The sequence below is a fragment of the Flavobacteriales bacterium genome (assembly GCA_020435415.1).
Taxonomy (GTDB): domain Bacteria; phylum Bacteroidota; class Bacteroidia; order JACJYZ01; family JACJYZ01; genus JACJYZ01.
The window spans coordinates 20,206-46,550 of the sequence record JAGQZQ010000015.1 but is presented as its reverse complement, the minus strand read 5'-3'; the positions used below and the strand labels follow the sequence as shown (position 1 = coordinate 46,550).

The window sequence follows — 26,345 nt, the reverse complement described above, 5'->3', positions numbered from 1 at the left end:
CGCTTTGAAGATAACAGGACGAAGGTGCACCTGTCCCGGTATCGCAATGATCCGGGAACCTTCGCCCAACACCTCGGTATTACCATTTACAGACTCAATATAACTTCCCATGCAAAGTGGTCAACGCGTCATTAACAAAACAAAAAATCCCGCCTTCCAGCGGGATTTTTTATTATTCACTTAAGTCATAAATCACTACTCCATCATCACCGGCCTCACGAAATAACCATCCTCACCTGATACCTTCAAATGATAGATACCCGGAGGGAGATCCAATGACAAGCCCAACGTCATATCACCCGAGATCAACTGCGGATGGCGGTACATCATCTCTCCCAAAACATTGTACACCTCCACCTGCACAGGGCCATTAAAGCCACGCAGGGCCACATGGAATGCGCCGTTTGCCGGGTTCGGATAAATGTTTAACCTCTGTTGTTCCGCCGACAACTGATCCACCGCTGTGATTACAAACGGATCAGAGACACTTGTGCAGCCGTTGGCATCCGTTACCTCTACCGTGTAGTCACCATTCTGAACAGGTGTATATGTGTCATTGGTGGCCCCACCGATCGGGTTGCCGTTCAGGTACCACTGGTATGACGTGTAACCGGGTATGGTCGTCAGGTCACCACCTGCCAGCGTGATCACCGGTTGAGCCGGGTTGGTATGGATGGTCCCCGTAACCGTTGTTGGCTGACTGCTGCATGTCTGGATCACCTCCCAGTCATAGAAATAGTAGTAGTATCCTGTAGGTGTCGATGCATTGCTGGCCGTGATTTCCACCACCCCGTTAAGGGTGAACGGATATCCCGGATCCTGGTTGTTCCGGTAAAGATCCACAAGGGTACTGCTGATCTTCATAAAATATCCCATGCCGACTTCCATATCAAAGTTCAGCGTTACCCTGCTTTCACCTGCCGGTACATTCACATCAATGGTGTGTATCACATTGCCGCCATCAGCATCAAGTACCTCAATGGTGCGGTTACCGGCCGAACCTGCAAACACTTTTACGGATGCCAGGGTAAATGGTGAGCTCACATCAAAGAATATCCCCTGAGCTGATCCGGATGTATAATAACCTCCCGTTACCAGGTTGTTGTCGGGCGGACCGAAATTCACGGGATCCAACGCCACCGAACTCACCACGTAATAATCGGCGGTGGCAGAAAGCACCGGTGTTGTATATGATGTTCCGGTTGTCAACAGGTTGCCCCCGGAAGCCGCATCATACCATTTGAGATTTCCCTTGCCAGATGCGGTAAGTGTTAAAGCAGACGCCCCACAGGCATCATCCCCGGTGACGGAGGTCACCTCCGGGATGATCACCGTCACATCGTTGTTCTTCACGATGCTATCGGTTCCATAAGTTCCGCTTACCGTTAAAGAAACGGTGTATGTGCCATCTGTAGCATAGGTATGACTTGGGTTCTGGGTGGTAGAGCTGTTGCCATCCCCGAAATCCCAAAGCCATGAGGTCACTTCATTTTCAGACTGGTCCGTAAAGTAAACGGTGGCGCCGCAGGTGGAACTGCTGATAAAATCCGCAATGGGTGGCTGGGTGTTGATGCAGTCCGTGCTATTGGTGCCAGTGACCTTTTCAATGGCCACAGCGCGACGCCCCTTGCAATTGTCCGGACCCAACGCCCTCACCGATACCCAATTCCCCACTGTAGATGGCGAGGTGATGGTAAACTCTGTATTGGTCGTGGTGCCTTGTGACTCCATGTATTTATTACCCAATAAAAAAACCTCATAGCCCGTGGCGCCTGACACGGCATTCCACTCCAACACAAATGCACTGCTGCAACGTTTGTTGATGCGCAGATTGGAAGGCACAGCAATGTTGTAAACATCTTGATCACTGGTATCACTTTTACCACTTCTCGAAACACGAATCCTCATTTTTCCGGTAACGGTGGATGGCACCGTCCATGCATAGTAGCGCTGCGACCCTGACACGCTGGTAGAAATATTGCTCCAGGAGGTTCCTCCGTTTGTGGAATACTCTAATGTAAAATTGCCGCTGGTTCCCCAGGCGTCCCATCTCAGATATACTGTTTCACCGGGCACCAGAGGGTCATTCCCGTTAGGATAGGTTACTTCAATATTGTCTTCGAGGAAGGTCCATGATACGAAGTACTCTTGTGGACCGGATGGAATCTGATAACCATTTACCGTTACAGTATATGTTCCTGCAGCCGGGTTATCCAGGGTCACCTGCTCCATATTATTCCTGCGGTCCTTCCCCCGGGTCGCATCCGCATCAAGAGCGGAAGCACTGTTGGTATTTGTTGACAATGTCCAGGGGTCATAACTCGTCCCTCCCGGTGTTTTCAAGGTCATATCAATATCGTTGATCAGCGCCACACTCACGCCGGAAGCGGCAGCCGGGTCCTTCCAATATACCATCACCTTTACCTGCCCCACTCCGGAAGGAACGGTGATCTGATGGGTAGGACTTTGTCCTGTTGATACCGTACCACTTGCATACTGATTGTTTTCCAACACACGAACCGCGCGCAGCGCATTGATACGTCCCCATCCGTAAATGTAATCGGGACCGGGGTTGCCCAGATCATCTGCGGTATTCAACATCACCCCTTTGAGCAATCCAAGCTTGGGATCCTGGTTGCTGTTTAATGAACGAAATGCAGATATCAACGCAGCTGTGCAACCTGCTACCCCCGGACTGGCCATGGAGGTACCACTGATGGTAGAATACGTATTATCCGGATAGGTAGAAAAAACGCTGGAGCCCTTTGCACAGATATCCGGTTTGATGCGGCCGTCCGGTGTGGGGCCGCGACTGGATGAACTTGCAATTCCATCGGTCCGGCTGAGGTTGCCCACCGCAATGGTATTCTTAGCGGCCTTATAGCCACCGGTAATATTGCCCCATCCTGAACCCGCACCGAGTCCACAATCGCTGGTTCCGCTATTTCCCGCTGAGAACACATGGTAGATGGCGGCATAACTATTCACTGCAAGATCTGCAGTTCGCGCACTACCGTCATACCCCGCACCGCAGGTCTGGCCCAGGGAATGGTTGGTCACCCGTACGCCGTAAGTATTGTATAAAGATGAAAGATTGCTGCTCACATCGCCGTGACCGCTGGATGAACGTATGTCTACCCCGGGGGCCTGTCCACGCCCTTCCGGATCCAGGTTTCCGGCACTGCCTATGATCCCTCCCACATGGGTGCCATGCGTTTCGCCGGAACTGCTTGCGCCCGTTAACCTGCCTTCAAAGTCGATATGCTGTGCATCCATGTAGCCTCCGTCACCTACATTCACGGTTACCCCGCTGCCATCATAGTATCTTCCTCCACTCCATAACTGTTGAAGGCCATTCACCCTATGCAGGGTTGTGCCTGTCATATTTTCCAGCACAGGCGGCGCGGGAACAGATTCCAGGTAGGCGGTACATGGCCAGGAAGCGATCTCATATATCCTTGAAATATCCGCCTCAATCTCTATCAAAGAAGCCGCTTTATCCGCATCAATAATCCGCACACCCTTTGATGTGAGATATGTCGCAACGATATCGTAACTGAGATTCGCGAAATAACCGAGTTGCAAAGCGGCTCGGCCATCCGGACGTTCGGCATGAGGAGGCACGGACCCAAGGGTAATATCCTTGTGTATTTTAAGATGAGGCGCTACGTCGAGAACAGCACGAACGGAAACATTGTCCAGGGAAGACCACTCAAAGCCCTGCGGTATGGCCATATAATAAGCCATGTTGGGGATATAGTTGATCACATCCACACCCTTTGCCCTTAGTGTTTGCAGCTGAACATCGGTGGGAAGTGTATAAAACTGAACGATCTTCACTGTCTTCCCGGCAATCAGATTGGATGATGCCTCATTCAACCTTCCTTTTGAAAAGTTTGCACTGACAGGCGGAGTAAAGGTTTCCGCATCAAACAACAACCGGTAATCCGACTGAGAGAACAGGGGCATGGTTGCACCCAGACAAAAAAGAACGACCATAATCAGCCGCGACATCGCACGTATCGATTTCATGACAACAAGTGTTATTGCGACAGGTCGCCGATTAAAAACGGGATAAGCTAATTATGGGAGATTGGGTGTTTGTGAACGGCCATTCCACGCACACCCCTATTAACAAATATAATTTTTCTTATCAGCAAAACCAAACCTGCCTCCCGCTCCATAGATTCGCATTTGCGGGGATCAATGCGTATATTGCCTTCTTATAAGGAGGAAACCTTCCGTGAGAAACCTGAAACTGATTCATGGCAAATACCTGGTGATCGCACTGGCATTTATGTTCAGCGCGTGCCGCCCGGATCTAGACAAGACGTCGTGGGATGTAGATGTGCTGGCCCCCCTGGTGAAGTCCAGCCTGAGCATTGAAGATCTGCTGACGGATACCCTGTTGCAGGAAAATCCCGATCAGACCATATCACTGGTATATGAGTCGCACCTCTATAATTTTGTGATGGACTCGATGTTCCGGATGAAGGACACCACCTTTACCTACAATGTCAAGCTGCAAAGCATTGAGATGGGTGACCGTTCCCTTCAGTACCCGATTACACTCGGTCAGATCGCCCGTGAGACAGGAGGTACCACAGGCGCGGTGATCCTGGCATCCCACGGAAACAACCTTGCCGTCCCCCCGATCACAGGAATATCATCGGGAGACATCGCCATCGACGCCAATTCCATATTCGAATCAGTCACCCTGATCGACGGATGGATGGATATCATTCTGGACAACCAGCTTCCGATCGACATCACCAATCTCACCTTTGAATTAAAGAACCAGGCCAACGGTACGGTGATCGCTTTGAAAACATTCCCGCTAGTTCCGGCCGGACAAGTCGTCAAGGACTCGGTGGACCTCGCAGGCAAAACGGTGTATGGAGACCTTTTCGGAAAGATCGTCAACATGGACAGCCCAGGCAGCAATGGCGTTCCTGTACCCATCGACACCAATGATGCCTTGATTGCAACAATCCTTGTCCGGGATCTGAACCCCTATTCCGCCACTGCGGTTTTCCCCGATCAGGACATAGTAAATGAAACCCAGAACATGGTCCTCGAAACCGCCAATGGCGTTGAACTGAATTACCTGATCATCAGGGAAGGGTTTGTAAAAATTGATGTGGTGAGCACATTGCAGGATACCCTGCGTTTCGACTACCAGATTCCCAGCGCCACATTCCAGGGCGTCCCTTTTAAAGTCCAGAATAAGATTCCACCTGCCCCTCCGGGAGATACGTCCAGGTTCTCACGACTGTATGACTTCAAGGGTTATCGCCTGGACCTCACAGGTCAAAACGGCGATACGGTGAATACATGGTATCAGTCATTGATAGGGCGGATAGATTCCACCGGCAATTCCACCACCTTGTCCCTGAACGATAGCTTTTATGTGGATGCCGGTCTGATCGGTGTCATACCTGAATACGGATACGGTTACCTGGGCCAGGATGTCTTTGACGTAGGTCCTGCCATCACCGAGGTGGATCTTTTTGATAAAGTCACTGCCGGAACCATCGACCTGGAAAAGATCAAGGTGAATATGGAAGTGAAGAACAGTGTGGGTATGGAAGCCGACGTGGTGCTGAAATCATTGAAATCAAGAAATACCCGTACCGGAAATGAAGTTGCCCTCAGTGCCGGCATCATCGACAGCCTGGTCACCATAGGTCGCGCCAGCGATCACCCGTTAACGCCGGTGATCAAGAATATCAATGTGAATGGACTCGAAACATTGATTGAGAACCTGCCCGATGAAATGGAGTACCAGATGCGGCTGCGCATCAACCCGAACACACCCAAGCCGGCACTCGGCGCAGGCACCGACTTCATATACAATGATCACGGCATAGAAGCCAGCATGAATATTGAGATGCCCCTTAGCTTGTCGGCAAACGGTCTCACCCTTTCAGACACAAGTGATTTCGATCTGGGAGACAAGGGCACGGAAACAAAAAAGATCAAAGACGGCATCTTCACCCTGCTCGTGGATAACAGCTTTCCTTTTGATGCGGCACTCACCGTAGAACTGGCCGATGCGGGCGGAAATGTGATCGATACATTGTTTAAAGGAAGTCCTGTAAATTCCGGCCTCCTGGATGCCAGCCTGCGGGTCAGTGACAGCCGCCGTACCAAACTGGTATTGCCCGTCAGCGAAAGCAGAATGGATAACCTCTATGATGCTACCCAACTTTTCATTAAGGTGGCATTCACCACTGCTGGGCAGCCAAACAAGGTAAAGATTTACAGCACCTACCGCATCGACTTTACCCTGGTCGGTGATTTTAATTACCGGCTATAAACAATGACCCACCCCATCTTTTCTAATAAAATGGCAAGAAGAAAAGGGATTCTCTTCCTCGTAGCATTTGCGTTTACAACCCATTCCTTCTCTCAGGCACCCTCCTATTTTCCTGATGTGATTGACCACAAAGGCAATCATGTGGTTCTGGGTGATGTTGGGTATCAATTGTCGTCCAACGCCATTACCACACAGTTCGGCATGGCCTTCATCAACGGTGAATATATTGACTCCACACTGAAGGATCGTGTAAAAGACCGGTTGGCGGATGCCAACCGGTTGGGCGGGAACTTTGCAGGTGGATTGGCATACCTGCAAAAAGACAGCCTCTTCGGGAAAGCGGGTCTTGGCGGGATGATACGGGCCCAATACCGCGTTATTGCCAATGCCGGTTTTACAGACGGGCTTTTTGAAACGGTGATGTACGGAAACAAAAGCCACGCCGGGAACACGGTGGACATGCATCGGTTTTCGGTGAACTATTTTGCATTCCAGTCACTGTCATTCGGTCTTGCAAAGAATTCCGGAAAGAGCAGCTTCGGAATCAATCTCTCTCTACTGAAAGGTCTTCAGCACATGAATGCCAATACAGAGCGTGCTGATTTCTTTACCCATGCAGACGGGGAACAGATTGATCTGGACCTGGCCATGACCTACCATGAATCTGACACCACAGCCCCTGACTTTTTCTCGGTGAATGGTGTAGGCGGAAGCATGGACCTCTTTTTCGAAAAAAGATCGGAGGCAGGCAACATATGGCGATTGGAAGTTGGTGACCTCGGCATGATCCGCTGGGTGGGTGGTGCCGCCGGCAGCTACGACATCGACTCACTATACGAGTGGAAAGGATGGGAAGTGAATGACCTCTTCACCTTGAAAGACTCGATCTTCGACGGCGCAGCGGAAACAGACAGCCTGGTGAATGCCTGGAAGCCCGACAAAGAAAAAGGCGCCTACATTTCCTGGCTGCCTGCCAGCATTCACCTTTATCATACCAAATACCTTAAAAAATTGGAAGGCACGACCATGACCCTGGGTCTCCATTATTTCAACAATGCCAACTACCTGCCTTATGCCTATATGGGTTGGGAGTATAAGGTAGACGAATCTTTTAAAGCCGGAGCACGGCTTGCTTATGGAGGCTATGGTCAGCTTCAGGTAGGACTTGCCTTCGGTATTGACTTTGGCGGTGGGTTCATCGCCAGGGTGCAAAGCCACCAGTTTCTGGGACACCTGTCGCCCAAATATGCGACCGGACAGGATCTGCATTTCAGTTTGTCCAAATCATTCTAAACATGGATTACGCTACGCTCAAACTGGAGCATTTAAAACATACCGATGCCGGAAACTTTCTGCTCATGGCAGGCCCCTGTGTGGTAGAAAGCGAACCACTGTGCAGGCAGGTCGCGGAGCAAATGCTGGAAATCACCGACAAGCTTCAGATCCCATACATATTCAAAGCTTCCTTTAAAAAGGCCAACAGGTCCCGACTCGACTCTTTTACCGGCATAGGCAACGAAGAAGCTCTCGGAATTCTTAATACGATCAGGGAAACCTACAGGGTACCTGTCGTGACTGATATCCACAGCGAGGCAGATGCAACGTTTGCGGCAGAGGTAGTTGATGTATTACAAATCCCTGCTTTTTTGTGCAGGCAAACAGACCTTCTTGTTGCTGCTGCAAAAACCGGAAAGGTTGTCAACATCAAGAAAGGACAGTTCCTGTCGCCCGGAGCCATGAAGTTCGCCGTTGACAAGGTCAGGGATTCCGGCAACAACCGGGTCATGGTTACCGAGCGAGGCACTACCTTCGGATATGGAGATCTGGTGGTGGACTACCGCGGCATCCCCATCATGCAGCAACTGAATGTACCGGTGATCCTGGATGCGACACATTCATTGCAACAGCCGAATCAGGACAGCGGTGTTACCGGTGGACTACCTCACCTCATTGGTGTGATGTCAAAGGCCGGTATTGCAGCGGGTGTGGATGGACTGTTTATGGAAACCCATCCTGACCCGTCCAAAGCTTTGTCGGATGGAGCCAACATGTTGCCTCTGGATCAAATGAAAGATCTGCTGGAAAAACTGGTCAGGATCAGAAAAGCCCTTTGATCAGATCGTAAGCACTTTGTATTCCGTGCGACGGTTGCGGGCCCTTCCCTCTTCGGTGTCATTGGAGTCAATCGGCTTGCTGTCCCCGTAGCCTTTGGGTGTAAGCCTGTTTACAGCGATCCCTTTCTCCACCAGGAAATCCACTACAGCCTTGGCCCTGCGTTCAGACAAAAGTTGATTATCTGCCTTCTGTCCTACGTTGTCTGTATGACCGGATAGCTCAATGGTCATGGTGCGGTGCTCATTGAGAAAATCCGCCAGCTTCTGCAACTCCGCCTTGGACTCTTCCCTTAAGGTATAGGAACCGGACTCGAAGAATACGTTTTTCAGGATGCCATAGCTCCCGGGTTCGATGGGCTGCATGGGCACTTCCATGTTGAACGGCTTGTCTCCGTCCTTATCCTTCAGAGAGAAATTCTCAGAGTAAAAGAGAAAGCCATCCCTGGATACGTTCAGGGCATAGTTCCCATTGGCGGGCAGGCTTACCAGGAATTCCCCATCCTCTTCAGAAGAATAGGACTCAATGACCGGCAGTCCGCTATCCAGGTCTATCAGTTCGAACTTTGACCCTAGTGGTGCTTTGGTCTTCTTGTTAAATACATGCCCGTTCACAAACGTCACAGGGTCCGGCCTTACACCTTCATACAACGGGAACCAATACAGGTCAATTCTACCCTGCCCTTCCCCCGGGCGTTCGGATGCAAAGTAGGCGATACGGCCATCAGGACTTACAATAAAACTGGTCTCATCCGAATAAGTATTGATCGGATATCCCAGGTTCACCGGCGTGGTCCATTCACCGTTGGCATCCCGCCTTGTAATGAAGATGTCGCGGCCACCCATACCAGGATGACCGTCGGACACGAAGTACATGGTTTTCCCGTCCGGATGAAGGAAGGGGAACATTTCATTCATTTCAGTGTTGATGGTAGGGCCCATATTGAACGGCCCTTTCCAGATGCCGTCATCACCTTTCACGGAATACCATATATCGGAAGTACCCTTTCCTGTACCCCCTTCTCTGGTGCTGGTATAGTATAATGTCTTCCCATCCGATGCAAAACAAGGATGCGATTCCCATGCAGGAGAGTTAACCGTTTGCCCCATATTGATCGGATTGCCCCAGCCATTGCCCCGTTTGCGGGCACCGTATATATCGCAACTTCCCATACCGCCGCGTTTGTTGCATGCCGTATAAAATATATACTGGCCGTCCGCTGATATACATTGTGCGCCTTCGTTGTCCGGCGTATTGATGGGTGGGCCCATGTTACGCAGTGGTGACCATTCCCCATCTTTCCAATAGCTTATATAAAAATCTTCCTGTACGCGTTCCTTTACCTTTACCCCGTTCTGATCGTAGATCGGGTCATAACGACGCATCGTGTAGATGAACTTCTTACCATCAACGGTGATGGTAGGTGAATACTCGTCGTTGTCCGTATTGATATTCGGCCCCATATTGACCGGGGAAAATGGCACGGGGTTTTTGATGGCATTCTCTGCAAAAGCACATGAACGCAGCAACCCTTCGGCCTCGTGCTTACTTGGTGGATGGGCTTTGGGAAGATTTACAAAACGTTCGAGGTAGTTCTTTGCGGCTGTATAGTCGCCATCCGCCATTTCAACCTTACCCAGATTAAAGTACATATCAGGATGAAAGCCGGGATCAATAGCAATGGTTTTTTTGTAGGCATAAATGGCTTCCTTCCAATCGCGGATCTCCATATTCACATCACCTAAGAGCGCCCATGCTTCTACAAAGTTTGAATCGATCTGCAGGCTTTGCTTAAGTTCATTGATGGTCTTCAGGGCAAATTCATTCTGGTAGGACCGGCGCCAGTTCATGTAGAATACACCAGCGGCTTCATAACGTTCAATAGCCCGTTTGTTCTTGGTTGAATAATCGCGGTTTTGTGCACGTAATGTTACCGGAGCAACGAGCAGGCACATCAACATCATATGGAGGATCCTTCTATTCATACCAACCCTAAATTGCAACGAAAACCGGGCCAGGGTTATTGGCATACGAACAAATATAGCAAAAGGCTGCTTCAGGCGTAAATTGCTTTTTGGGATGCCAGCAATGTATTCTTGAGCAAAGAGGCGATGGTCATGGGGCCTACGCCACCCGGAACCGGAGTAATGAAGCTGCACCGTGGCGCAACCTCGTCAAATTTGACATCGCCTTTGATCACATAGCCTTTGGGTTGACTTTCATCCGGTACACGGGTAATGCCCACATCAATCACTACAGCACCCTCTTTAACCATATCCGCACGGATGAACTCCGGCTTACCCAGGGCAGCAACAAGGATATCCGCCTGGCGGCAAATGCCTGCAAGATCTTTGGTTCGGCTATGACAAAGTGTAACGGTGCAGTTCCCCGTTGAGGTAGGTTGTGACAGCAGAATACTCATAGGGCGACCCACGATATGGCTACGTCCCACAATCACTGCGTGTTTCCCCTGGGTGGAAATCCCATACCGTTCTATTAACTGGATAATTCCGAATGGTGTGGCTGAAATATAGGCCGGTAAGCCCAGCACCAATCGCCCCAGATTAACGGGGTGAAAGCCATCCACATCTTTTTCGGGTGCAACGGCTTCGGTAATCAGATGTTCATTGATATGCTTTGGCAACGGCAGTTGAACGATGAACCCGTCAATATCCTTATTATTGTTCAGGTTATTCACATGATCCAGCAGTTCTTTTTCCGATGTGGTATCCGGAAGGCGTATCAGGGTAGACTGAAAGCCGGCCTTCTCGCATGCCTTTACCTTTCCTGCCACATAGGTTTCACTGGCGCCATCGTTGCCAACCAGGATTGCTGCCAGGTGGGGGATTTTTCCTCCTGCCTTCTTGATGCGCTCCACTTCAGCGGCCAGCTCTGTCCGTATCTCCTGGGCGGTTTGCTTTCCGTTGATAACGGTGGTGGTCGGACTGATCGTGGTCATGGGATGTAATATTAACGTTTAGGCATTCTGGCCATCATGCGGGCCATCTGCGATTTATTTGACATCATCTTCATCATCTTTCGCATCTCTGTGAACTGCTTCATCAGCCGGTTCACCTCCTGAATACTCGTTCCGCTTCCTGTGGCAATGCGTTCCCTCCTGCTGCCGTTCAACATGGACGGGTCACTCCGTTCGGCAGGTGTCATAGAACGGATAATGGCCTCGATGCCTTTGAATGCATCGTCATCGATGTCTACATTCTTCATGGCCTTGCCCACACCGGGGATCATACCCATCAGGTCTTTCACATTGCCCATCTTCTTCACCTGCTGTATCTGATCAAGAAAATCATTGAGATCAAACTGATCCCTGGCGATTTTCTTCTGCAACTTTTTCGCTTCGGCTTCATCGTATTGCTCCTGTGCCTTCTCTACCAGGGAAACGATATCACCCATCCCCAGAATACGGTCGGCCATCCGTTGCGGATAAAAGACATCCAGGGCATCCATCTTCTCACCGGTACCTACAAACTTGATCGGCTTATCCACCACATAGCGAATAGAAAGTGCTGCTCCACCGCGTGTATCACCATCCAATTTGGTAAGCACCACACCGTCATAATCCAGTCTTTCGTTAAATGCTTTGGCTGTGTTCACTGCATCCTGACCTGTCATGGAATCCACGACAAACAAGGTCTCTGAAGGCTTGATGGCTTTCTTGACCTCCGCGATCTCCTTCATCATTTCCTCGTCAATGGCCAGGCGCCCGGCGGTATCCACAATCACCAGGTTACATTGATTGGCCTTTGCGAAGTCAATACCTTTTTTTGCAATCTGTACAGGGTCCTGATTGCCTTCTTCGGCATAGACGGATACTCCGATCTGCTCACCCAGCACTTTTAACTGGTTGATTGCAGCAGGGCGGTACACGTCGCACGCGACCAGCAAAGGCTTCAGGGATTTCTTACTTTTCAGATGATTGGCAAGCTTTGCAGAGAATGTCGTTTTACCGGAACCTTGCAGTCCGGCGATCAGGATAATGGCAGGACTGCCTTTGGTATTCACATCCACAGCCTGGCCACCCATCAGGGAAGCCAATTCATCATGGGTGATCTTTACCAACAGCTGGCTCGGAGAAACTGCAGTCAATACTTGTTCCCCCAGCGCTTTGGTTTTTACGGTCTCCGAAAACTCCTTGGCGATTTTATAGTTTACGTCGGCATCGAGCAGGGCACGCCGGACTTCCTTCAGGGTCTCAGCTACGTTGATTTCGGTAATCTGGCCCTGCCCTTTAAGGACCTTAAATGCTTTCTCTAATTTCTCCGATAAATTCTCAAACATGACTATCTGACTCCTTATACATTGTTTGCTGGATCGCAAATATACTACATCCTGTCGGGCACTTCAATTCCTAGAAGATGCATACCATCGTTAATGGTATTTCGTACCGCATCTGCCAATGACAGTCGCCACAACACCTGCTGCCGATCCTCGGCCTTCAGTATGGGGCATTCATGGTAAAACTGGTTAAACTCCTTGGCCAGGTCGTAAACATAATTGGCAACCATGGCCGGGCTTAACAGTTTGCCGGCTTCATGCACGATGTCACGAAATTGAAACAATATCTTGAGCAGGCTACGCTCCCGTTCTTCGAGCGCCGAAGGAAGTCCGGATGCGTCCCAGGGCTTCAGGCCTTCTTCATTCCCTTTACGCAACACCGAGGCGATCCGGGCATGGGTATATTGAATGAAAGGTCCCGTATGTCCATTGAAATCGATTGACTCTTCCGGGTTGAAAAGCATCTTCTTTTTCGGATCCACCTTCAGGATAAAATATTTCAGGGCTCCCATTCCGATCCGGTAGAATAGCTGGTCGGCCTCATCATCTTCCAGTCCTTCCACCTTTCCCAATTCCATTGTTTTCTGCCTGGCGGTATCCACCACTTCGGCAATCAGGTCATCGGCATCAACCACTGTTCCCTCCCTGGACTTCATCTTGCCCGAGGGCAGGTCCACCATGCCGTAAGACAGGTGATAGAGGTTCTCTGCCCAGGCATAGCCCATCTTTTTCAGGATGAGTGAAAGTGCTTTGAAGTGGTAATCCTGTTCATTTCCCACCACATATATGTGTTGATCCAGATGCCCGGATTCGAAACGCTGAATGGCCGTCCCGATATCCTGGGTCATATATACCGAAGTACCGTCGGACCGCAACAACAACTTTTGATCAAGGCCATCGGCTTCAAGATCCACCCAAACGGATCCATCCTCCTTTTGATAAAGCTCTCCACGTTTCAATGCCTCTTCCACCTTTTGTTTTCCCAGGAGATAGGTATTTGACTCATAATAGGTATCATCAAAATCAACCCCCATCTTTTGGTAGGTGATCTCGAAGCCATCGTATACCCATTGATTCATGGTTGCCCACAGTTTGCGAACCTCTTCGTCACCCGCTTCCCATTTGCGCAACATTTCTCTCGCTTCCTGCATCAGGGGCGCTTCCTGTTCCGCTTCTTTTTCTTCTATTCCCCTGGCAATACGGTCTGCCACCTCCTTCTTCAGTTCCTGGTCAAAGCGAACGTAGTAATTACCAACCAGCTTATCTCCTTTAAGATTTACTGAATCCGGCGTTTCGTTATTTCCCCATCGCTGCCAGGCCAGCATGGATTTACATATATGGATTCCGCGGTCATTGACCAGGTTCACCTTTTTCACATCGTAGCCGTTGGCTTTGAGAATTTCAGCAACCGACCATCCCAGAAGGTTGTTCCGGATATGCCCCAGGTGCAGCGGTTTGTTGGTATTGGGAGAAGAGTACTCCACCATTACGGACTTACTTTTCTTTGTTCCCCGCCACCAGTCTGCATTAGCAAGATGTCCGGCCTCATTGATCCAGAACTCATCCTTAAGGCTAAGATTAAGGAAGCCTTTCACAACATTGTAAGATGCGATCTCATTGGTCATCTCAACCAATTGATCCCCCAACATGCGGGCTGTTTCTTCCGGACCTTTTCCGGAAAGTTTAAGAAAAGGAAAGACCACAATGGTCCAGTCTCCTTCAAACTCCCTGCGGGTATGTTGAAGTTGAATGCCGGGGAGGGTATCGGATTCACCGAAGAGGTTTACCAGGGCCTCCCGGCCCTTGGTTTCTAGTATTGATTCAATGCTCATGGTTGGTCAGGGCAGTTAGGAGCACATCGTAAGCAGCGGTAGCCATGGTCCGGTCTTCTTCAAAGGTGGGATTCACCTCTGTTACTTCCAGGCCTTTCACCCGGGAATCTTTAAGTAATACCCGCATCATATCATGAACTTCTTCCAGATTCAGGCCGTGGTCAACCGGTGTTCCTGTAGCAGCAGAAATAGAAGGATCAAGGCTGTCCACATCAAAAGAAACAAAGATGGCGTCGCAGTGAGACAACGTTTCCAGAACCTCCTGGGCAATGGATGCTCCGTTGCTTTTGCGAACGTCATCTACGGTGATTTTCCGAATGCCGTGTCTGGCGATCAGTTTATCTTCGGGTGTCTCTGTGCTCCGCACCCCAACGAAGACCAGGTCTTTGCCTGTGAACTTCGGAGCGGGAAATGCCAGATTCTTCATTTGTTTCCAGCACACCTCTGTGGTTTCACTGGGCTGATGAATCTGATGCTCGAGATTATCCTCCCCGATCAACGCGGCAAGGGGCATACCGTGTAAATTTCCGGATGGTGTGGTGTAAGGCGAATGGAGATCGGCATGCGCGTCGATCCACACCACGCCTATGTTCTTATCAGCAAAAGCCTTCTTGAATCCTGAGATTATTCCAATGGCACTGCTATGATCACCGGTAAGGAGCACCGGGAACTTTCCCTGATGAACCGCGGAATAGACTTCATCTGCAACCTTCTCCTGAAACTTCAGGAGGGGAACAATGTGTTTTGCCCACGGTGTTTGGTTTTCTTCAAGCGGTGAGCCATTCGGAAACTCCAGGGATACACGATCAAGATTCAAAAAACGGGTATCCCCCTTTTGTTCGGCAACCGCTCGGATGGCTTGTGCGCCAAGCGCTGCACCTTCCGTACCTGCACCCACATCAGAACGAACTTCAATGAGTGCATACCCTTCTATATGATTCATAAATATTTACGTCAGAAATTTCTGCAAATTTTTACCTTTACGGCCCTCAGCCGAAGCTTGCCAGGTGAGAAAAAGTACACCCAAACAATTCAAACATGATATTAACGCCAACGATAAGTCGGCATAACCACGTACCGCAGGGATGAAAAACCGTTATCTTGACCTGATCGAACAAACTTTCGATTTCCCTCAGGAAGAGTTTAAAGTTGAAAATGATGAATTGGTATTTAATGATATCCCCCTGATGGATCTCATTGAACAATACGGAACCCCACTCAAAATCACCTACCTGCCTAAGATCGGTAGTCAGATTGCCAAGGCCCGAAAGATGTTTAATCAGGCTTTTCAAAAAACAGGCTACAAAGGTAACTATACCTATACATATTGCACAAAAAGTTCACATTTTTCTTTTGTTATAGAAGAAGCCCTGAAACACGGTGTGCATTTGGAAACTTCTTCGGCTTATGATATCCAGATCGTAAAAAGTCTTTATGATAAAGGAAAGATCAGCAAAGACACCTTTATAAACTGCAACGGATACAAAAGGGAGCTTTATAAGGAATGGATCTGCGATCTGATCAATGATGGTTTTACAAACCTGGTGCCTTCGCTCGATAACATGAGTGAAATCACTTATTACAAGGAACATGTCAAGGAAAAATGCAAGCTGGGCATCCGGATTGCCACGGAAGAAGAGCCTACATTTTCTTTCTACACATCCAGGCTAGGCATCCGTTACACAGACATCGTTAAATTTTACAAACAGGAAATCGAATCCCACGATCTCTTTGAATTAAAGATGTTGAATTTTCATATCAATACAGGTATAAAAGACAATAGCTATTACTGGAACGAACTCCGCAAATGCATCAATGTCTATTGCGAACTTAAAAAGGTTTGCCCTTCCCTGGATTCATTAAGCATAGGCGGTGGATTCCCCATCAAAACTTCGCTTAATTTCAGCTATGATTATGCCTATATGGCGGAAGAGATCGTGAATCAGATCAAGGGCCGGTGCGATGAACTGGGTATCGACGAACCCAATCTGTATTCCGAATTCGGATCCTATACGGTAGGTGAAACGGGTGCGATGATCTATTCCGTTCTGGACCAAAAGCAACAGAACGACAGGGAGCTTTGGTACATGATTGATAGCTCATTAATCACAACCCTACCCGACACATGGGGCATAAACCAACGCTTTATATTGCTTGCCGTAAATCACTGGGGCAGTGAATACAGAAGTGTTAACATGGGCGGATTAACATGCGATAGCCTGGACTATTATGATTCCGAATCTCATAACAACCAGGTGTTCCTCCCCAAGATCAGCGAGGGAGAATCTTTGTATGTCGGATTTTTTCATACCGGTGCATACCAGGAATCGCTGGGCGGATACGGCGGCATCCAGCATTGCCTGATCCCGAACCCACAACATGTGGTTGTAGAGAAGGATGAAAATGGAAAATTAACATCATGGCTTTTTTCCGGCGAACAACAACCGGACACCATGCTAAAATTGTTAGGTTATTGAGGCATCAATTCATTTTCGTATATTGCGAAAGATGACGTGCCGTGCCCCGCGACCAGAATAAAGCGATCTATTGACCTTCATTACCGCAATGACATTCTCCTGCTTCCACCGTATCACCTTTCGCTTGACAGGTATTTGTGTGGCGGCTATGTTGGCTCTGTCGACCTGTACTCCTTCTACCACGGAGGAAGGTATCTCCGAAGGTGTTATTCTTTATTCGGTCACCTATCCGACCATGTCCAAACAGCATGCTTTTGCCCATTTGCTGCCAACCCAGATGCGCTATACATTCAAAGATAATCTGACAGTCTCCGAGCTTAAGTCGATGGGTGTAATGAAAACATACATCATCTCAGACAATGAGAGCCAGGAGTTGCAGGTGGCTGTAAAGTTCTTTAACGACCGTATCGCTTCCACCTTTGAAGGAAATGAAGCTGCGGAACTGTATGATCACCTGGGGAAGGTTGAAGTTACCAGGGAGCAGGGAAGCAAGGTAATTGCAGGTTATAAGTGTAACAAGGTAAAGGTGGTATTTGCCGACGCCAATATTCCAGAGGCCACCCTATATTACACGGACGATATCAACATAGAAGCGCCCAATTGGGCAACACCATTCAACGATATTCCCGGGGTTCTTCTTCAATATGAGATTATTCAGAATGGCATTCACATGCGCTTCGTGGCTGAAAAAGTTCTAATGAGCAAAGTGAATGACGAGGATTTCCGGATCCCATCCGATTACAAAGCGGTGAACAAAGCAGAGGTGCTCTCCAAAATGCAGGAGATTTCCGACACGTTCAACGAGTTGGATTAACTGCATTCATCCACGCCTTCCTGTTAATAAATTAGCCTTTCCCGCGTTTTTCAAGGAAGAAAATCCACTAATTTTCGAGTTTATAATGCAGACAGCCCATGGCCGTCCAGGGAAACAAACTGAAAAACAGCGATAGCAAAAAGAGCAGGAAGCCCGGAATGATCCGAAGGACATACGACAAATGCCTGCGGTTCGTAAGGGATGAACGTGTGCGCAAGATCACAGGATTGGTGCTGTTGCTTGCCGGGTTGTATATGCTCATTGCGTTTACCAGTTTTCTGTTTACATGGAAAGCAGACCAAGACAAGGTCGCCGGTGGATGGTCCGACTTATCAGGGGATATCACCGAACCGGTTAACAACCGCATCGGTAAATTCGGCGCTGTCCTGTCTTATGTATTTATTCACCGGTGGTTTGGTATCGCTTCCTTCTACTTTGTTTTCATAAGTATTCTGCTTGGTGTCCGTGCGTTGTTTCACGTCAGTCTGCTTCCGCTGAGACGTAGCTTACTTTACGGCTTATTCGGACTATTCTGGTTTTCCATTACACTGGGATGCATTTTTCAATCTCAGTATTTGTTCATGGGAGGCGGCTTTGGCTATTTCCTGGGCAAATGGCTCCAGGCCTTCCTTGGTGTGATCGGCACTTACCTGTTGCTTTTGTTTACCATGCTGGGCTTCCTGGTTGGGGCATATAATTTATCATTTCGGCTCCCCTCCTTCGTTCGCAGTAAAACAGAGGAAGAAGAGATATCGGAAGAAACCGACGATCTTATACTTAAAAATACAGTCCTGAATCAGGAGGAAGAAGAAGTTACTGAGGAAAGTGTGCCAACGGTTGATCCCGATCAGGCCGGCCCCATCGAACTCGATACTGAATCAGATATCCCGGCGGAAGGTTTTGATGAATCAGACAATGGTGATGAAGGTGTCGATTTCTCGATCGAAGAAGCCCCGCCTTCGGACGGACATGGAGAAGAGGATATTGCCGGAGACGATCCTCCCATGGAAGAATATGATCCGACCCTGGACCTGTCCAGTTATAAGTTCCCAACGGCAGACCTGCTGGAAGAGCACGGACAAGGTGAAATCAGTGTAGACAAGGGAGAACTCGAAGCCAACAAAAACCGGATCGTAGAAACACTGGGCAACTACAACATCAAGATCGCGAAGATCAAAGCAACCATCGGGCCAACCGTTACATTATATGAGATCATTCCGGAAGCCGGTGTGCGGATTTCCAAGATCAAGAACCTTGAAGATGATATCGCACTGAGTCTTTCTGCCCTGGGTATCCGTATCATTGCGCCCATTCCGGGCCGGGGTACGATCGGTATCGAGGTTCCCAACCAAAACCCTCAGGTGGTTTCCATGCGATCGCTGATCGAATCTGAAAAGTTCAGGAATACAAAGATGGATCTGCCCATGGTTCTCGGACGCACCATCTCCAATGAGATATACATTGCGGACCTGACCAAAATGCCTCACGTGCTTGTTGCCGGCGCTACCGGTCAGGGAAAGTCAGTCGGACTCAATGCCATGCTTGCTTCGCTGCTATATAAGAAGCATCCGTCTCAGGTTAAATTTGTGCTGGTGGATCCCAAAAAAGTGGAGCTGACTTTGTTCCGGAAAATTGAACGTCACTTCCTGGCCAAACTTCCCGATGCCGAAGAAGCCATCATCACAGACACCAACAAGGTAATACATACGGTTAAGTCCATGACCATAGAAATGGACCAGCGTTATGACCTCCTTAAAAATGCCGGAGCAAGAACGATCAAAGAATACAATGCCAAGTTCATTGCCCGGAAACTGAATCCGAATGAAGGTCATCGCTATCTTCCATACATCGTTTTGGTAATTGATGAGTTTGCGGACCTCATTATGACCGCCGGCAAGGAAATAGAAACACCCATTTCCCGTCTTGCTCAATTAGCACGGGCCATCGGAATTCACCTGATCATCGCAACACAACGCCCTTCGGTGAACATCATCACGGGTACCATCAAAGCCAACTTCCCATCACGGATCGCTTTCCGGGTCACTTCCAAAATAGATTCCCGAACCATCCTGGACAATGGCGGAGCGGAGCAATTAATTGGACGCGGGGACATGCTGCTTTCCACCGGCAGTGAACTCCTGAGGATACAATGTGCCTTCCTGGACACCCCGGAGGTAGAGAATGTCACGGAGTTCATCGGCAACCAGCGTGGATATGCCGATGCACACCTGCTTCCCGAGTTTGTAGATGAGTCCGCCGAAGGCCCCGGAAGCATCTCTCCGGACGAACGGGATGCCATGTTTGAAGATGCCGCACGCATTGTGGTTATCCACCAGCAAGGTTCTGCCTCGCTCCTGCAAAGAAGATTAAAACTTGGCTATAACCGGGCAGGTCGGATCATTGATCAACTGGAGGCTGCCGGCATCATCGGACCGTTTGAGGGAAGCAAGGCACGACAGGTTCTCATTCCCGACGAAACAGCTTTGGAACAGTTTTTGAATCCACCACAGGGAGACCAATAATCTAATACATCGGAATCATGAAAAAATTCAGCATAGCACTCTCTTTCTTCGCCATTCTTTATACAGGTGGCGCCATGGCGCAGGATGATGATACGGACGTAAGAGACCCGAAAGCGAAAAAACTACTGGATCAGGTAAGCGCTGAAACAAAGAAATACAAGACCATCTCAGCTAAATTCACCTATACCCTGGAAAATAAATCTGACGACATTAAGGATAGTCAGGACGGGGATATTCGTATCAAGGGAGATAAGTACGTATTGAAGATCGCCGGACAGGAGATCATTTACGACGGAAAGTACGTGTGGACCTACCTCAAGGCCAGTGACGAAGTACAAAAGAGCATTCCGGATCCGGATGCGATGAGCCCGGTGGATATGTTCAAGTCCTATGAAGAAGGATGGAAATTCAAATACATCAAGAAGACCACCGAAAACGGGATATCCGTAGACCTCATTGACCTGGTACCAAAGGATGCGGGTAAGAATTTCTCGAGGGTCAGACTGAGTATTGATGCAGCCAAGAACCATGTGGTCATGGCCAGATTCTTTGGCAAGGACGGCACCTACTACACTTATGAATTAAAAGAAATAAAAACGGATCAGGAGATATCCGACAAAGTGTTTTCTTTCGACCCGGCTGCGCATCCCGGTGTGGATGTCATTGACCTGACGGATGAATAGATCATTTTCCTGATAGCCTGAAGAATTTCTCAGCATTGGCCTGATCTCCAAGCGCACGGTAGGTCAGGCCAATGTTCATCGCCAGGTTTTTATCGGTGTTATCCAAAGCCCAGGCCTTCAATGAATATTCCAATGCCCTGGGATAGTCCTGCAAATAACCATAGGCCACACCGATATCCTTTAACAATGACGCATTGACGGGTTGCACATTCAATGACCTCATCAGGTAAGGCAATCCGCTCCCCGGATCTCCCAGGTAACCGTAAGACAGTCCAAGGTAATGCAGCGCCTGAGGATCCTCTTTATCCGCTACATAACGACTCAACCACGGAATGGCTTCTTTGTAACGACGCGTTTGAAAATAAACAAGTGCCGTATTATACCACGCTTTGCGGTATCCCGCCTCAATACCCAACACCTTCTGAAAACACGCCAGGGAGGAGTCAAATTCAGAAAGCATCATATAAGATATTCCCAGGTTACTCCAGGCATCCAGGTAGGCCGGATAGATATTTACTGCGTGAGAAAGATGTTCAACGGCATCGCGGTTATACTTTAACACCTCTTCCCCCTGATGTTGCACACCCACTCTGTAAAGTTCCGTACCATAATTGTATTGCACCCTTGCACTCTCCGGTGTATGTTTTACATCGGTGCCAAACAAAGTCATGTTATCCTTCCATGTTTGTGCACGCATACCGGTTTGCACACCCCATACCACCAGCACCAATACACCCAATGCTCTTAACGGCGCCGGTATATTTGGTTTCCGGGAGACCAACCATCCAACAAGCAAACAAAAGCCCAGCGAAGGCATGAACAAGAACCTCTCGGCCAGGGTTGCACCAATCAGGAAGAAGAGATTGGCAACTACGGAGATGGTGACAAAGTAGAACAGGATGGCATACCCTCCCACTCCCCTTTTCCTCATATCAAGAACTGCCCAACCAATCAAAGTGGCCAGCACGGGTGCGGCGAGCCACAGGGGCCAGAACCCCCAATCCACCGCCGGAATCTGATTGTATGAATAGTCATGGCTGAGGTTAAAGGGCCAAATCAGCAACCCGATGTAGTGACATTGCAACCACATTGCAGATGCCAGACGGCCACTGAGGCCATCAGCTCCGACGACCGAGTTATTCAACAAGCTTACAATACCACCATCCACCGTCCTGTCCATAGAATGAATTACATGGAACCGCCAAAGAAAGAGTAATACTCCAGCTAACGTTAATGCGAAAGTTAAACGCCATGTCCTTATTGGCGACACCGGCTTTGAGACAAATACCAACAATGGGATCACGGCTATGGCAGTCACTGCACTTTCCTTCGACAAAAAGGCTAAACCAAAATAGCCGACACATAGCAGCAATGTCGTCCAACGACTGCTCGTAGCATATTGTAATGCGGCCCGTGAAGCCATCAGAAAAAACAGCATGGCCAGCAACTCGTCACGCCCTTTGATATTGGCTACCGCTTCCGTATGAATGGGATGAACAGCGTATAAAAGAGCAACGATCATGGTCATCTGAGTATTCCGATCTCCCATCATCTCCCCTAAAAGAAGATAAAGCAACACGCAAATGGTGCCATAAATCAGGATATTCATGGCGTGTCCGAACCACGCATTGTTTCCTGCGATTGAATGATCAATGGCCCAGGTGATCGGTGCCAGTGGCCGGTACAGTCCATCGTTGAAACCGTCAGCACCATGACTGAAGTTTGTGGTCAGAAGATCCGGGATGGATGTGACACCCTGCTGCACATAACGGTTCTTCAGAATAAAGAGATCGTCATCGAGTACGTAGCCATTCCATAAAGTAATAAAATACGGAATGACAGCTGCCAGGAAGATAAGTGCGATACGGTACTTTTGCATAATTGTCAGACCCTGATGCCGATGACGCAAATATCATCCACCTGCTCCAGATCGCCCATCCAGTCTGTAATGACCCCGTCAAGCACCTTTCCTTGTTCCGGCATGGGGCGATCCCGGATATCGAGCAGTAGTTCTTTGAACGCCTTGTATTTGAACTTCTTTCCCTCAGGGCCGCCAAACTGATCGGCGTAACCGTCCGAGAAAATGTAAATGCAATCACCCTTCTTCAATTCAAAGGAATGGTTTGTGAAGTGCATCATCATATCATCCACGTACCCTCCAACCGGGTGCTTATCTCCTTTGGTCTCCAACAGCTCTCCGTTTCTGATAATATAGATCGGGTTAAATGCGCCGGCAAACTCCATCCGGCGGTTCTTCAGGTCCAGCATACAGAGGGATATATCCATACCATCGCGTACTGTAGATTCTCCCCGCTCCTGACTGAGGGATTCCGTTACGAAGTGATTGATATAGTCAAGCACATCCGCCGGGCGGTGAATTCCTTTCACTGAAATCGCCTGGTTCAGACTGTTGTGTCCGACGATGCTCATAAATGCACCGGGAACCCCATGACCGGTACAATCCACGGCAGCAATCATGAAGACATCCTTATCTCCGGCTGCTTCGCGCATGGTCACCTTTCTCATGTAGTAAAAATCTCCACTGACAATATCCTTCGGCTTGTAGAGTATAAAGGTATCCGGTATGTTTCGTGCCACCCAATCCTGAGGCGGAAGAATAGCTTCCTGTATTCTCTTCGCATAACGAATGCTATCCAGGATATCGCGGTTCTTTTCTTCCACCAGTTCCTTTTGCTTGACAACTTCCGCGGTGCGCTCCCTGATCACTGATTTCAGGCTTCTGGTGGAGACGGTCACGGCGCCATAAACAAATGCAATGAATGCCAGAACGTATCCGGTATATGCCCAGGTCGTGCGATACCATGGCGGAAGTATCTCAAATTTATAAACCGCTTCTGCACTTTCCTGCTCATAAATATTTCGCGCCTTGACCCTGAACGTATATGTCCCCTCCCGGATGTATGTATACTCTTTGGATGGATCCGTCACCCAGTCGGACCACTTACTATCCATTCCATCCAGCTTGTAACTGAACATAAGTCCTTCCTCCTGCTCAAATTGTGCCGCAGAAAACTCGAACTTCAAAGAATTACGATCAGGAGTCAGCACCGGCACCAGGTCTTCGGGTTGCTGCGTGATCACATGTCCATCCTCATCATAGTTGGCTCCCAGAAAAATATTACCTCCGCTGATCAGGGATACTTTCCGCACGAAAGCCGAGTATGGCCTATGGTAATCCTTCTCCATCTTGCCATCGAACCGGTAAAGTCCACCCTCTCCCCCTATCCAGGTAACGCCGTATGGGTCGTGGTAAATAGCGTGATTAATTTTCTTGGAAATGGATTTGAACGGACCGCTCACCCACTGGGCATTTTTACCATCCCGTGGAATCACAAAGCCCATCTCAATTTTTGCTTTGTTTTTATACACGCTCACCACCCACATGTTATTCAAAGGGTCCATCTTCATCCGGTGAACACCCATGGTATCTCCATGCAATGGCTTGAAGAACTGCATTCCCAGGGTCTCTGAACGCGTAAAAATTTCCGAAGCTTCATTGAACTCAAACAACCCGGAGTAAGTTCCGAATAACATCCTGCCGTTCAACTCCTCGATATAAAATGGATCGCCGGTATACTCGAGTCCGTTCTTCACCCCAAAACGTGAGATTTCTGATTCCGTCACGGATGACGGTTTTGTATCCTTCATCCGTATCACCCCGCTCCCCATAGTACCCAGCCACAGGTTGCCTTTATTATCTACCGAGATATTGAATACGGTTTCTGTGACACCTGGGATTCGCCCCTCATCGTCCCATTGTGAACCATTCCAATAGATAGATGATATACCATCATTTAGTCCGACAAATACCCGGTTTGGATCTGATTTTGACTGACAGAAATTCCAGGGTTCAGATTCATTCAGCACATGAACCTGACCCTTCGGATCCATTTCATATATGCCATCATACATCGCCAGCAGCATGCGTTCCTTTCCATCGATATTCAGCGTAATCATTCCCCAGCATTCCGTTCTCAACTCTTTGATGGGAACAAAATGTGCCTGACTGAAAGTCTGCTTTTCCCCTGACATTTGTTGCTCTGCGGTCTCCAGTCGGAATACGCCAGACAATGTACCGGCATAGAGTGCGCCTCTGAATCTGGTCACATCCTGAACGGTTCCCTCCAGCCCATTGCGGTCGTCAAAAACAGAGATCGGTGAATTAATATCTATGCGTGCGATCCCCTTTGAAAGGGCGAGCCAGAGATTGCCGTTGTTGCCAAGATATTGCCCGTTGATAATTCCATCCTGCAAGCCCACTTTTTTGCTGAGAACGCTAAGAACATTTCCTTCCTTGTCAATAATAACAATGCCATCACCCCAGGTTCCCAATGAAATGTACCGGTCGTTCAACAACATCATATTGTAAACACGGCTGTCTTTAAGCAGCCCGGATGCTTCACACGGAAAAGGCTTAACGGTCCACTTGCTTTTATCGATCAAATAAAACTCCGATGTTTTGGTAACGGCCAGAATGCGTTTGTCATCCAGAGACACCATGGCTTCAAGGCTCTGTTTTACCATCGGATCGCCACATACAAGTGCGGGGCCATTTGGTGTAAGTTGGTAAAGGCCCAGAGTGTCCTGATAAACAAATACCTGATCCTTTATGCCGTAAATCTTATGGAACTCCGTGTTTGCTTTCCATGACCGGATAATTTTTCCATCCCAGAAGAAGACCCGTTCATTGGATTGAAACCATGCGCCTTCTTTAACGGAGATAATGCGCCACACTTCCCTGAAATCTTTCTCTTCGCTTTTTAGCAGTGGAAGAAGCGACTCATACCGGAGGTCGCCCTTTTCATCGGGCTTCAGGTAACCGAACTCACTCAACGATCCCACCAGTACACGGCCGGAGGAATCCCTAGCCAGGGATTTGACCAGGTAATCATCACCCACAGTGATTTTATTCCATCGCGAACCATCGTATTCGAGTACCCCTTCCTGATTTCCGAAATACATGATACCCCGATTATCCTGAACAATACTGTGGTTCTGGGCAAGCGCCGGGTAGTAGGATTTGGTTCCTGTTGTAGAATCCACCTGCATCAACTCCGGCGAATAATTGGAGATCATGAGTATGGACTCATTGTGAAACTGTGCCCTTCCCTCCGTTGGCAACAAACAACCGCACAGCAGGAGGAGGAAAAAACACGTATTCTTTATGAATTCTTTGTAACGGAACGCTTCCATAAGGACCAATGGTAACAAATGTAAGAATTAGTCGCAAGTAGATAGCACATAGTCATAAGTCATTGGTCATTAGACG

The 26,345-nt window shown here is 48.8% G+C and carries 15 protein-coding genes; 7 read left to right on the top strand and 8 right to left on the bottom strand.

Features of this window, described 5'->3' with window-relative positions; translation table 11 throughout:
• Positions 1 to 195: 195 nt before the first annotated feature.
• Positions 196 to 4,032: a S8 family serine peptidase gene (locus tag KDD36_04515; protein ID MCB0395888.1), complete on the bottom strand. Its 3,837-nt coding sequence runs from the start codon at positions 4,030 to 4,032 to the stop codon at positions 196 to 198.
• Between the two features lie 211 nt (positions 4,033 to 4,243).
• Between KDD36_04515 and KDD36_04510 the strand changes: the two genes are divergently transcribed.
• Genes KDD36_04510 through kdsA form a run of 3 tightly spaced genes read left to right on the top strand, consistent with a single transcriptional unit; the run spans position 4,244 to position 8,433 of the window.
• On the top strand, positions 4,244 to 6,319 hold the full coding sequence (locus KDD36_04510) for a hypothetical protein (GenBank protein ID MCB0395887.1): 2,076 nt from the start codon (positions 4,244 to 4,246) through the stop codon (positions 6,317 to 6,319).
• Positions 6,320 to 6,349: 30 nt separating this feature from the next.
• Positions 6,350 to 7,612 (top strand): hypothetical protein, encoded by a 1,263-nt coding sequence (locus KDD36_04505; GenBank protein ID MCB0395886.1) that lies wholly within the window; start codon positions 6,350 to 6,352, stop codon positions 7,610 to 7,612.
• Between the two features lie 2 nt (positions 7,613 to 7,614).
• Positions 7,615 to 8,433 carry a 3-deoxy-8-phosphooctulonate synthase gene (kdsA, locus tag KDD36_04500; protein ID MCB0395885.1) on the top strand — a complete coding sequence of 273 codons (819 nt, stop codon included), beginning with the start codon at positions 7,615 to 7,617 and terminating at the stop codon, positions 8,431 to 8,433.
• Here kdsA and KDD36_04495 read toward each other — a convergent pair whose 3' ends face one another.
• The 5 genes from KDD36_04495 to KDD36_04475 all read right to left on the bottom strand — a co-directional run bounded on the left by KDD36_04495 (position 8,434) and on the right by KDD36_04475 (position 15,502).
• Positions 8,434 to 10,416 carry a PD40 domain-containing protein gene (locus KDD36_04495; protein MCB0395884.1) on the bottom strand — a complete coding sequence of 661 codons (1,983 nt, stop codon included), beginning with the start codon at positions 10,414 to 10,416 and terminating at the stop codon, positions 8,434 to 8,436. It lies immediately after the preceding gene.
• 71 nt (positions 10,417 to 10,487) lie between these two features.
• A complete protein-coding gene (gene folD, locus KDD36_04490; protein MCB0395883.1) occupies positions 10,488 to 11,390 on the bottom strand; it encodes a bifunctional methylenetetrahydrofolate dehydrogenase/methenyltetrahydrofolate cyclohydrolase FolD in 903 nt (300 codons plus the stop codon).
• Positions 11,391 to 11,401: 11 nt separating this feature from the next.
• Positions 11,402 to 12,730, bottom strand: coding sequence for a signal recognition particle protein (gene ffh / locus KDD36_04485; protein MCB0395882.1), 1,329 nt, complete (start codon positions 12,728 to 12,730; stop codon positions 11,402 to 11,404).
• Positions 12,731 to 12,774: 44 nt separating this feature from the next.
• The gene (locus KDD36_04480; protein ID MCB0395881.1) at positions 12,775 to 14,559 is read right to left on the bottom strand and encodes an arginine--tRNA ligase; all 1,785 of its coding nucleotides are present in this window, start codon (positions 14,557 to 14,559) and stop codon (positions 12,775 to 12,777) included.
• Positions 14,549 to 15,502 carry an arginase gene (locus KDD36_04475; protein ID MCB0395880.1) on the bottom strand — a complete coding sequence of 318 codons (954 nt, stop codon included), beginning with the start codon at positions 15,500 to 15,502 and terminating at the stop codon, positions 14,549 to 14,551. The genes KDD36_04480 and KDD36_04475 overlap by 11 nt, the downstream gene beginning before the upstream one ends.
• Before the next feature lie 142 nt (positions 15,503 to 15,644).
• Here KDD36_04475 and KDD36_04470 point away from each other — a divergent pair, with 142 nt between their 5' ends.
• From KDD36_04470 to KDD36_04455, 4 genes are all read left to right on the top strand, one after another.
• Positions 15,645 to 17,036 carry an arginine decarboxylase gene (locus tag KDD36_04470; GenBank protein MCB0395879.1) on the top strand — a complete coding sequence of 464 codons (1,392 nt, stop codon included), beginning with the start codon at positions 15,645 to 15,647 and terminating at the stop codon, positions 17,034 to 17,036.
• 124 nt (positions 17,037 to 17,160) lie between these two features.
• On the top strand, positions 17,161 to 17,850 hold the full coding sequence (locus KDD36_04465) for a hypothetical protein (protein MCB0395878.1): 690 nt from the start codon (positions 17,161 to 17,163) through the stop codon (positions 17,848 to 17,850).
• Between the two features lie 98 nt (positions 17,851 to 17,948).
• Positions 17,949 to 20,372, top strand: a complete 2,424-nt coding sequence (locus tag KDD36_04460) for a DNA translocase FtsK 4TM domain-containing protein (protein MCB0395877.1) — start codon at positions 17,949 to 17,951, stop codon at positions 20,370 to 20,372.
• 17 nt (positions 20,373 to 20,389) lie between these two features.
• Positions 20,390 to 21,055, top strand: coding sequence for an outer membrane lipoprotein carrier protein LolA (locus KDD36_04455; GenBank protein MCB0395876.1), 666 nt, complete (start codon positions 20,390 to 20,392; stop codon positions 21,053 to 21,055).
• Between the two features lies 1 nt (position 21,056).
• Here the strand turns inward: KDD36_04455 and KDD36_04450 are convergent, their stop codons facing one another.
• Positions 21,057 to 22,934: a tetratricopeptide repeat protein gene (locus tag KDD36_04450; GenBank protein MCB0395875.1), complete on the bottom strand. Its 1,878-nt coding sequence runs from the start codon at positions 22,932 to 22,934 to the stop codon at positions 21,057 to 21,059.
• Between the two features lie 5 nt (positions 22,935 to 22,939).
• Positions 22,940 to 26,269, bottom strand: a complete 3,330-nt coding sequence (locus tag KDD36_04445) for a SpoIIE family protein phosphatase (protein MCB0395874.1) — start codon at positions 26,267 to 26,269, stop codon at positions 22,940 to 22,942.
• Positions 26,270 to 26,345 lie beyond the last annotated feature (76 nt).

What these genes read in the sequence shown, in the direction of transcription:
- KDD36_04515 (MCB0395888.1), bottom strand. Translation starts at nt 4,032, where the DNA reads ATGAAATCGATACGTGCGATGTCGCGGCTGATTATGGTCGTTCTTTTT.
- KDD36_04445 (MCB0395874.1), bottom strand. Translation starts at nt 26,269, where the DNA reads ATGGAAGCGTTCCGTTACAAAGAATTCATAAAGAATACGTGTTTTTTC.
- KDD36_04470 (MCB0395879.1), top strand. Translation starts at nt 15,645, where the DNA reads ATGAAAAACCGTTATCTTGACCTGATCGAACAAACTTTCGATTTCCCT.
- KDD36_04450 (MCB0395875.1), bottom strand. Translation starts at nt 22,934, where the DNA reads ATGCAAAAGTACCGTATCGCACTTATCTTCCTGGCAGCTGTCATTCCG.
- kdsA (MCB0395885.1), top strand. Translation starts at nt 7,615, where the DNA reads ATGGATTACGCTACGCTCAAACTGGAGCATTTAAAACATACCGATGCC.
- ffh (MCB0395882.1), bottom strand. Translation starts at nt 12,730, where the DNA reads ATGTTTGAGAATTTATCGGAGAAATTAGAGAAAGCATTTAAGGTCCTT.
- KDD36_04480 (MCB0395881.1), bottom strand. Translation starts at nt 14,559, where the DNA reads ATGAGCATTGAATCAATACTAGAAACCAAGGGCCGGGAGGCCCTGGTA.
- KDD36_04460 (MCB0395877.1), top strand. Translation starts at nt 17,949, where the DNA reads ATGGCCGTCCAGGGAAACAAACTGAAAAACAGCGATAGCAAAAAGAGC.
- KDD36_04455 (MCB0395876.1), top strand. Translation starts at nt 20,390, where the DNA reads ATGAAAAAATTCAGCATAGCACTCTCTTTCTTCGCCATTCTTTATACA.
- KDD36_04505 (MCB0395886.1), top strand. Translation starts at nt 6,350, where the DNA reads ATGGCAAGAAGAAAAGGGATTCTCTTCCTCGTAGCATTTGCGTTTACA.
- folD (MCB0395883.1), bottom strand. Translation starts at nt 11,390, where the DNA reads ATGACCACGATCAGTCCGACCACCACCGTTATCAACGGAAAGCAAACC.
- KDD36_04495 (MCB0395884.1), bottom strand. Translation starts at nt 10,416, where the DNA reads ATGAATAGAAGGATCCTCCATATGATGTTGATGTGCCTGCTCGTTGCT.
- KDD36_04475 (MCB0395880.1), bottom strand. Translation starts at nt 15,502, where the DNA reads ATGAATCATATAGAAGGGTATGCACTCATTGAAGTTCGTTCTGATGTG.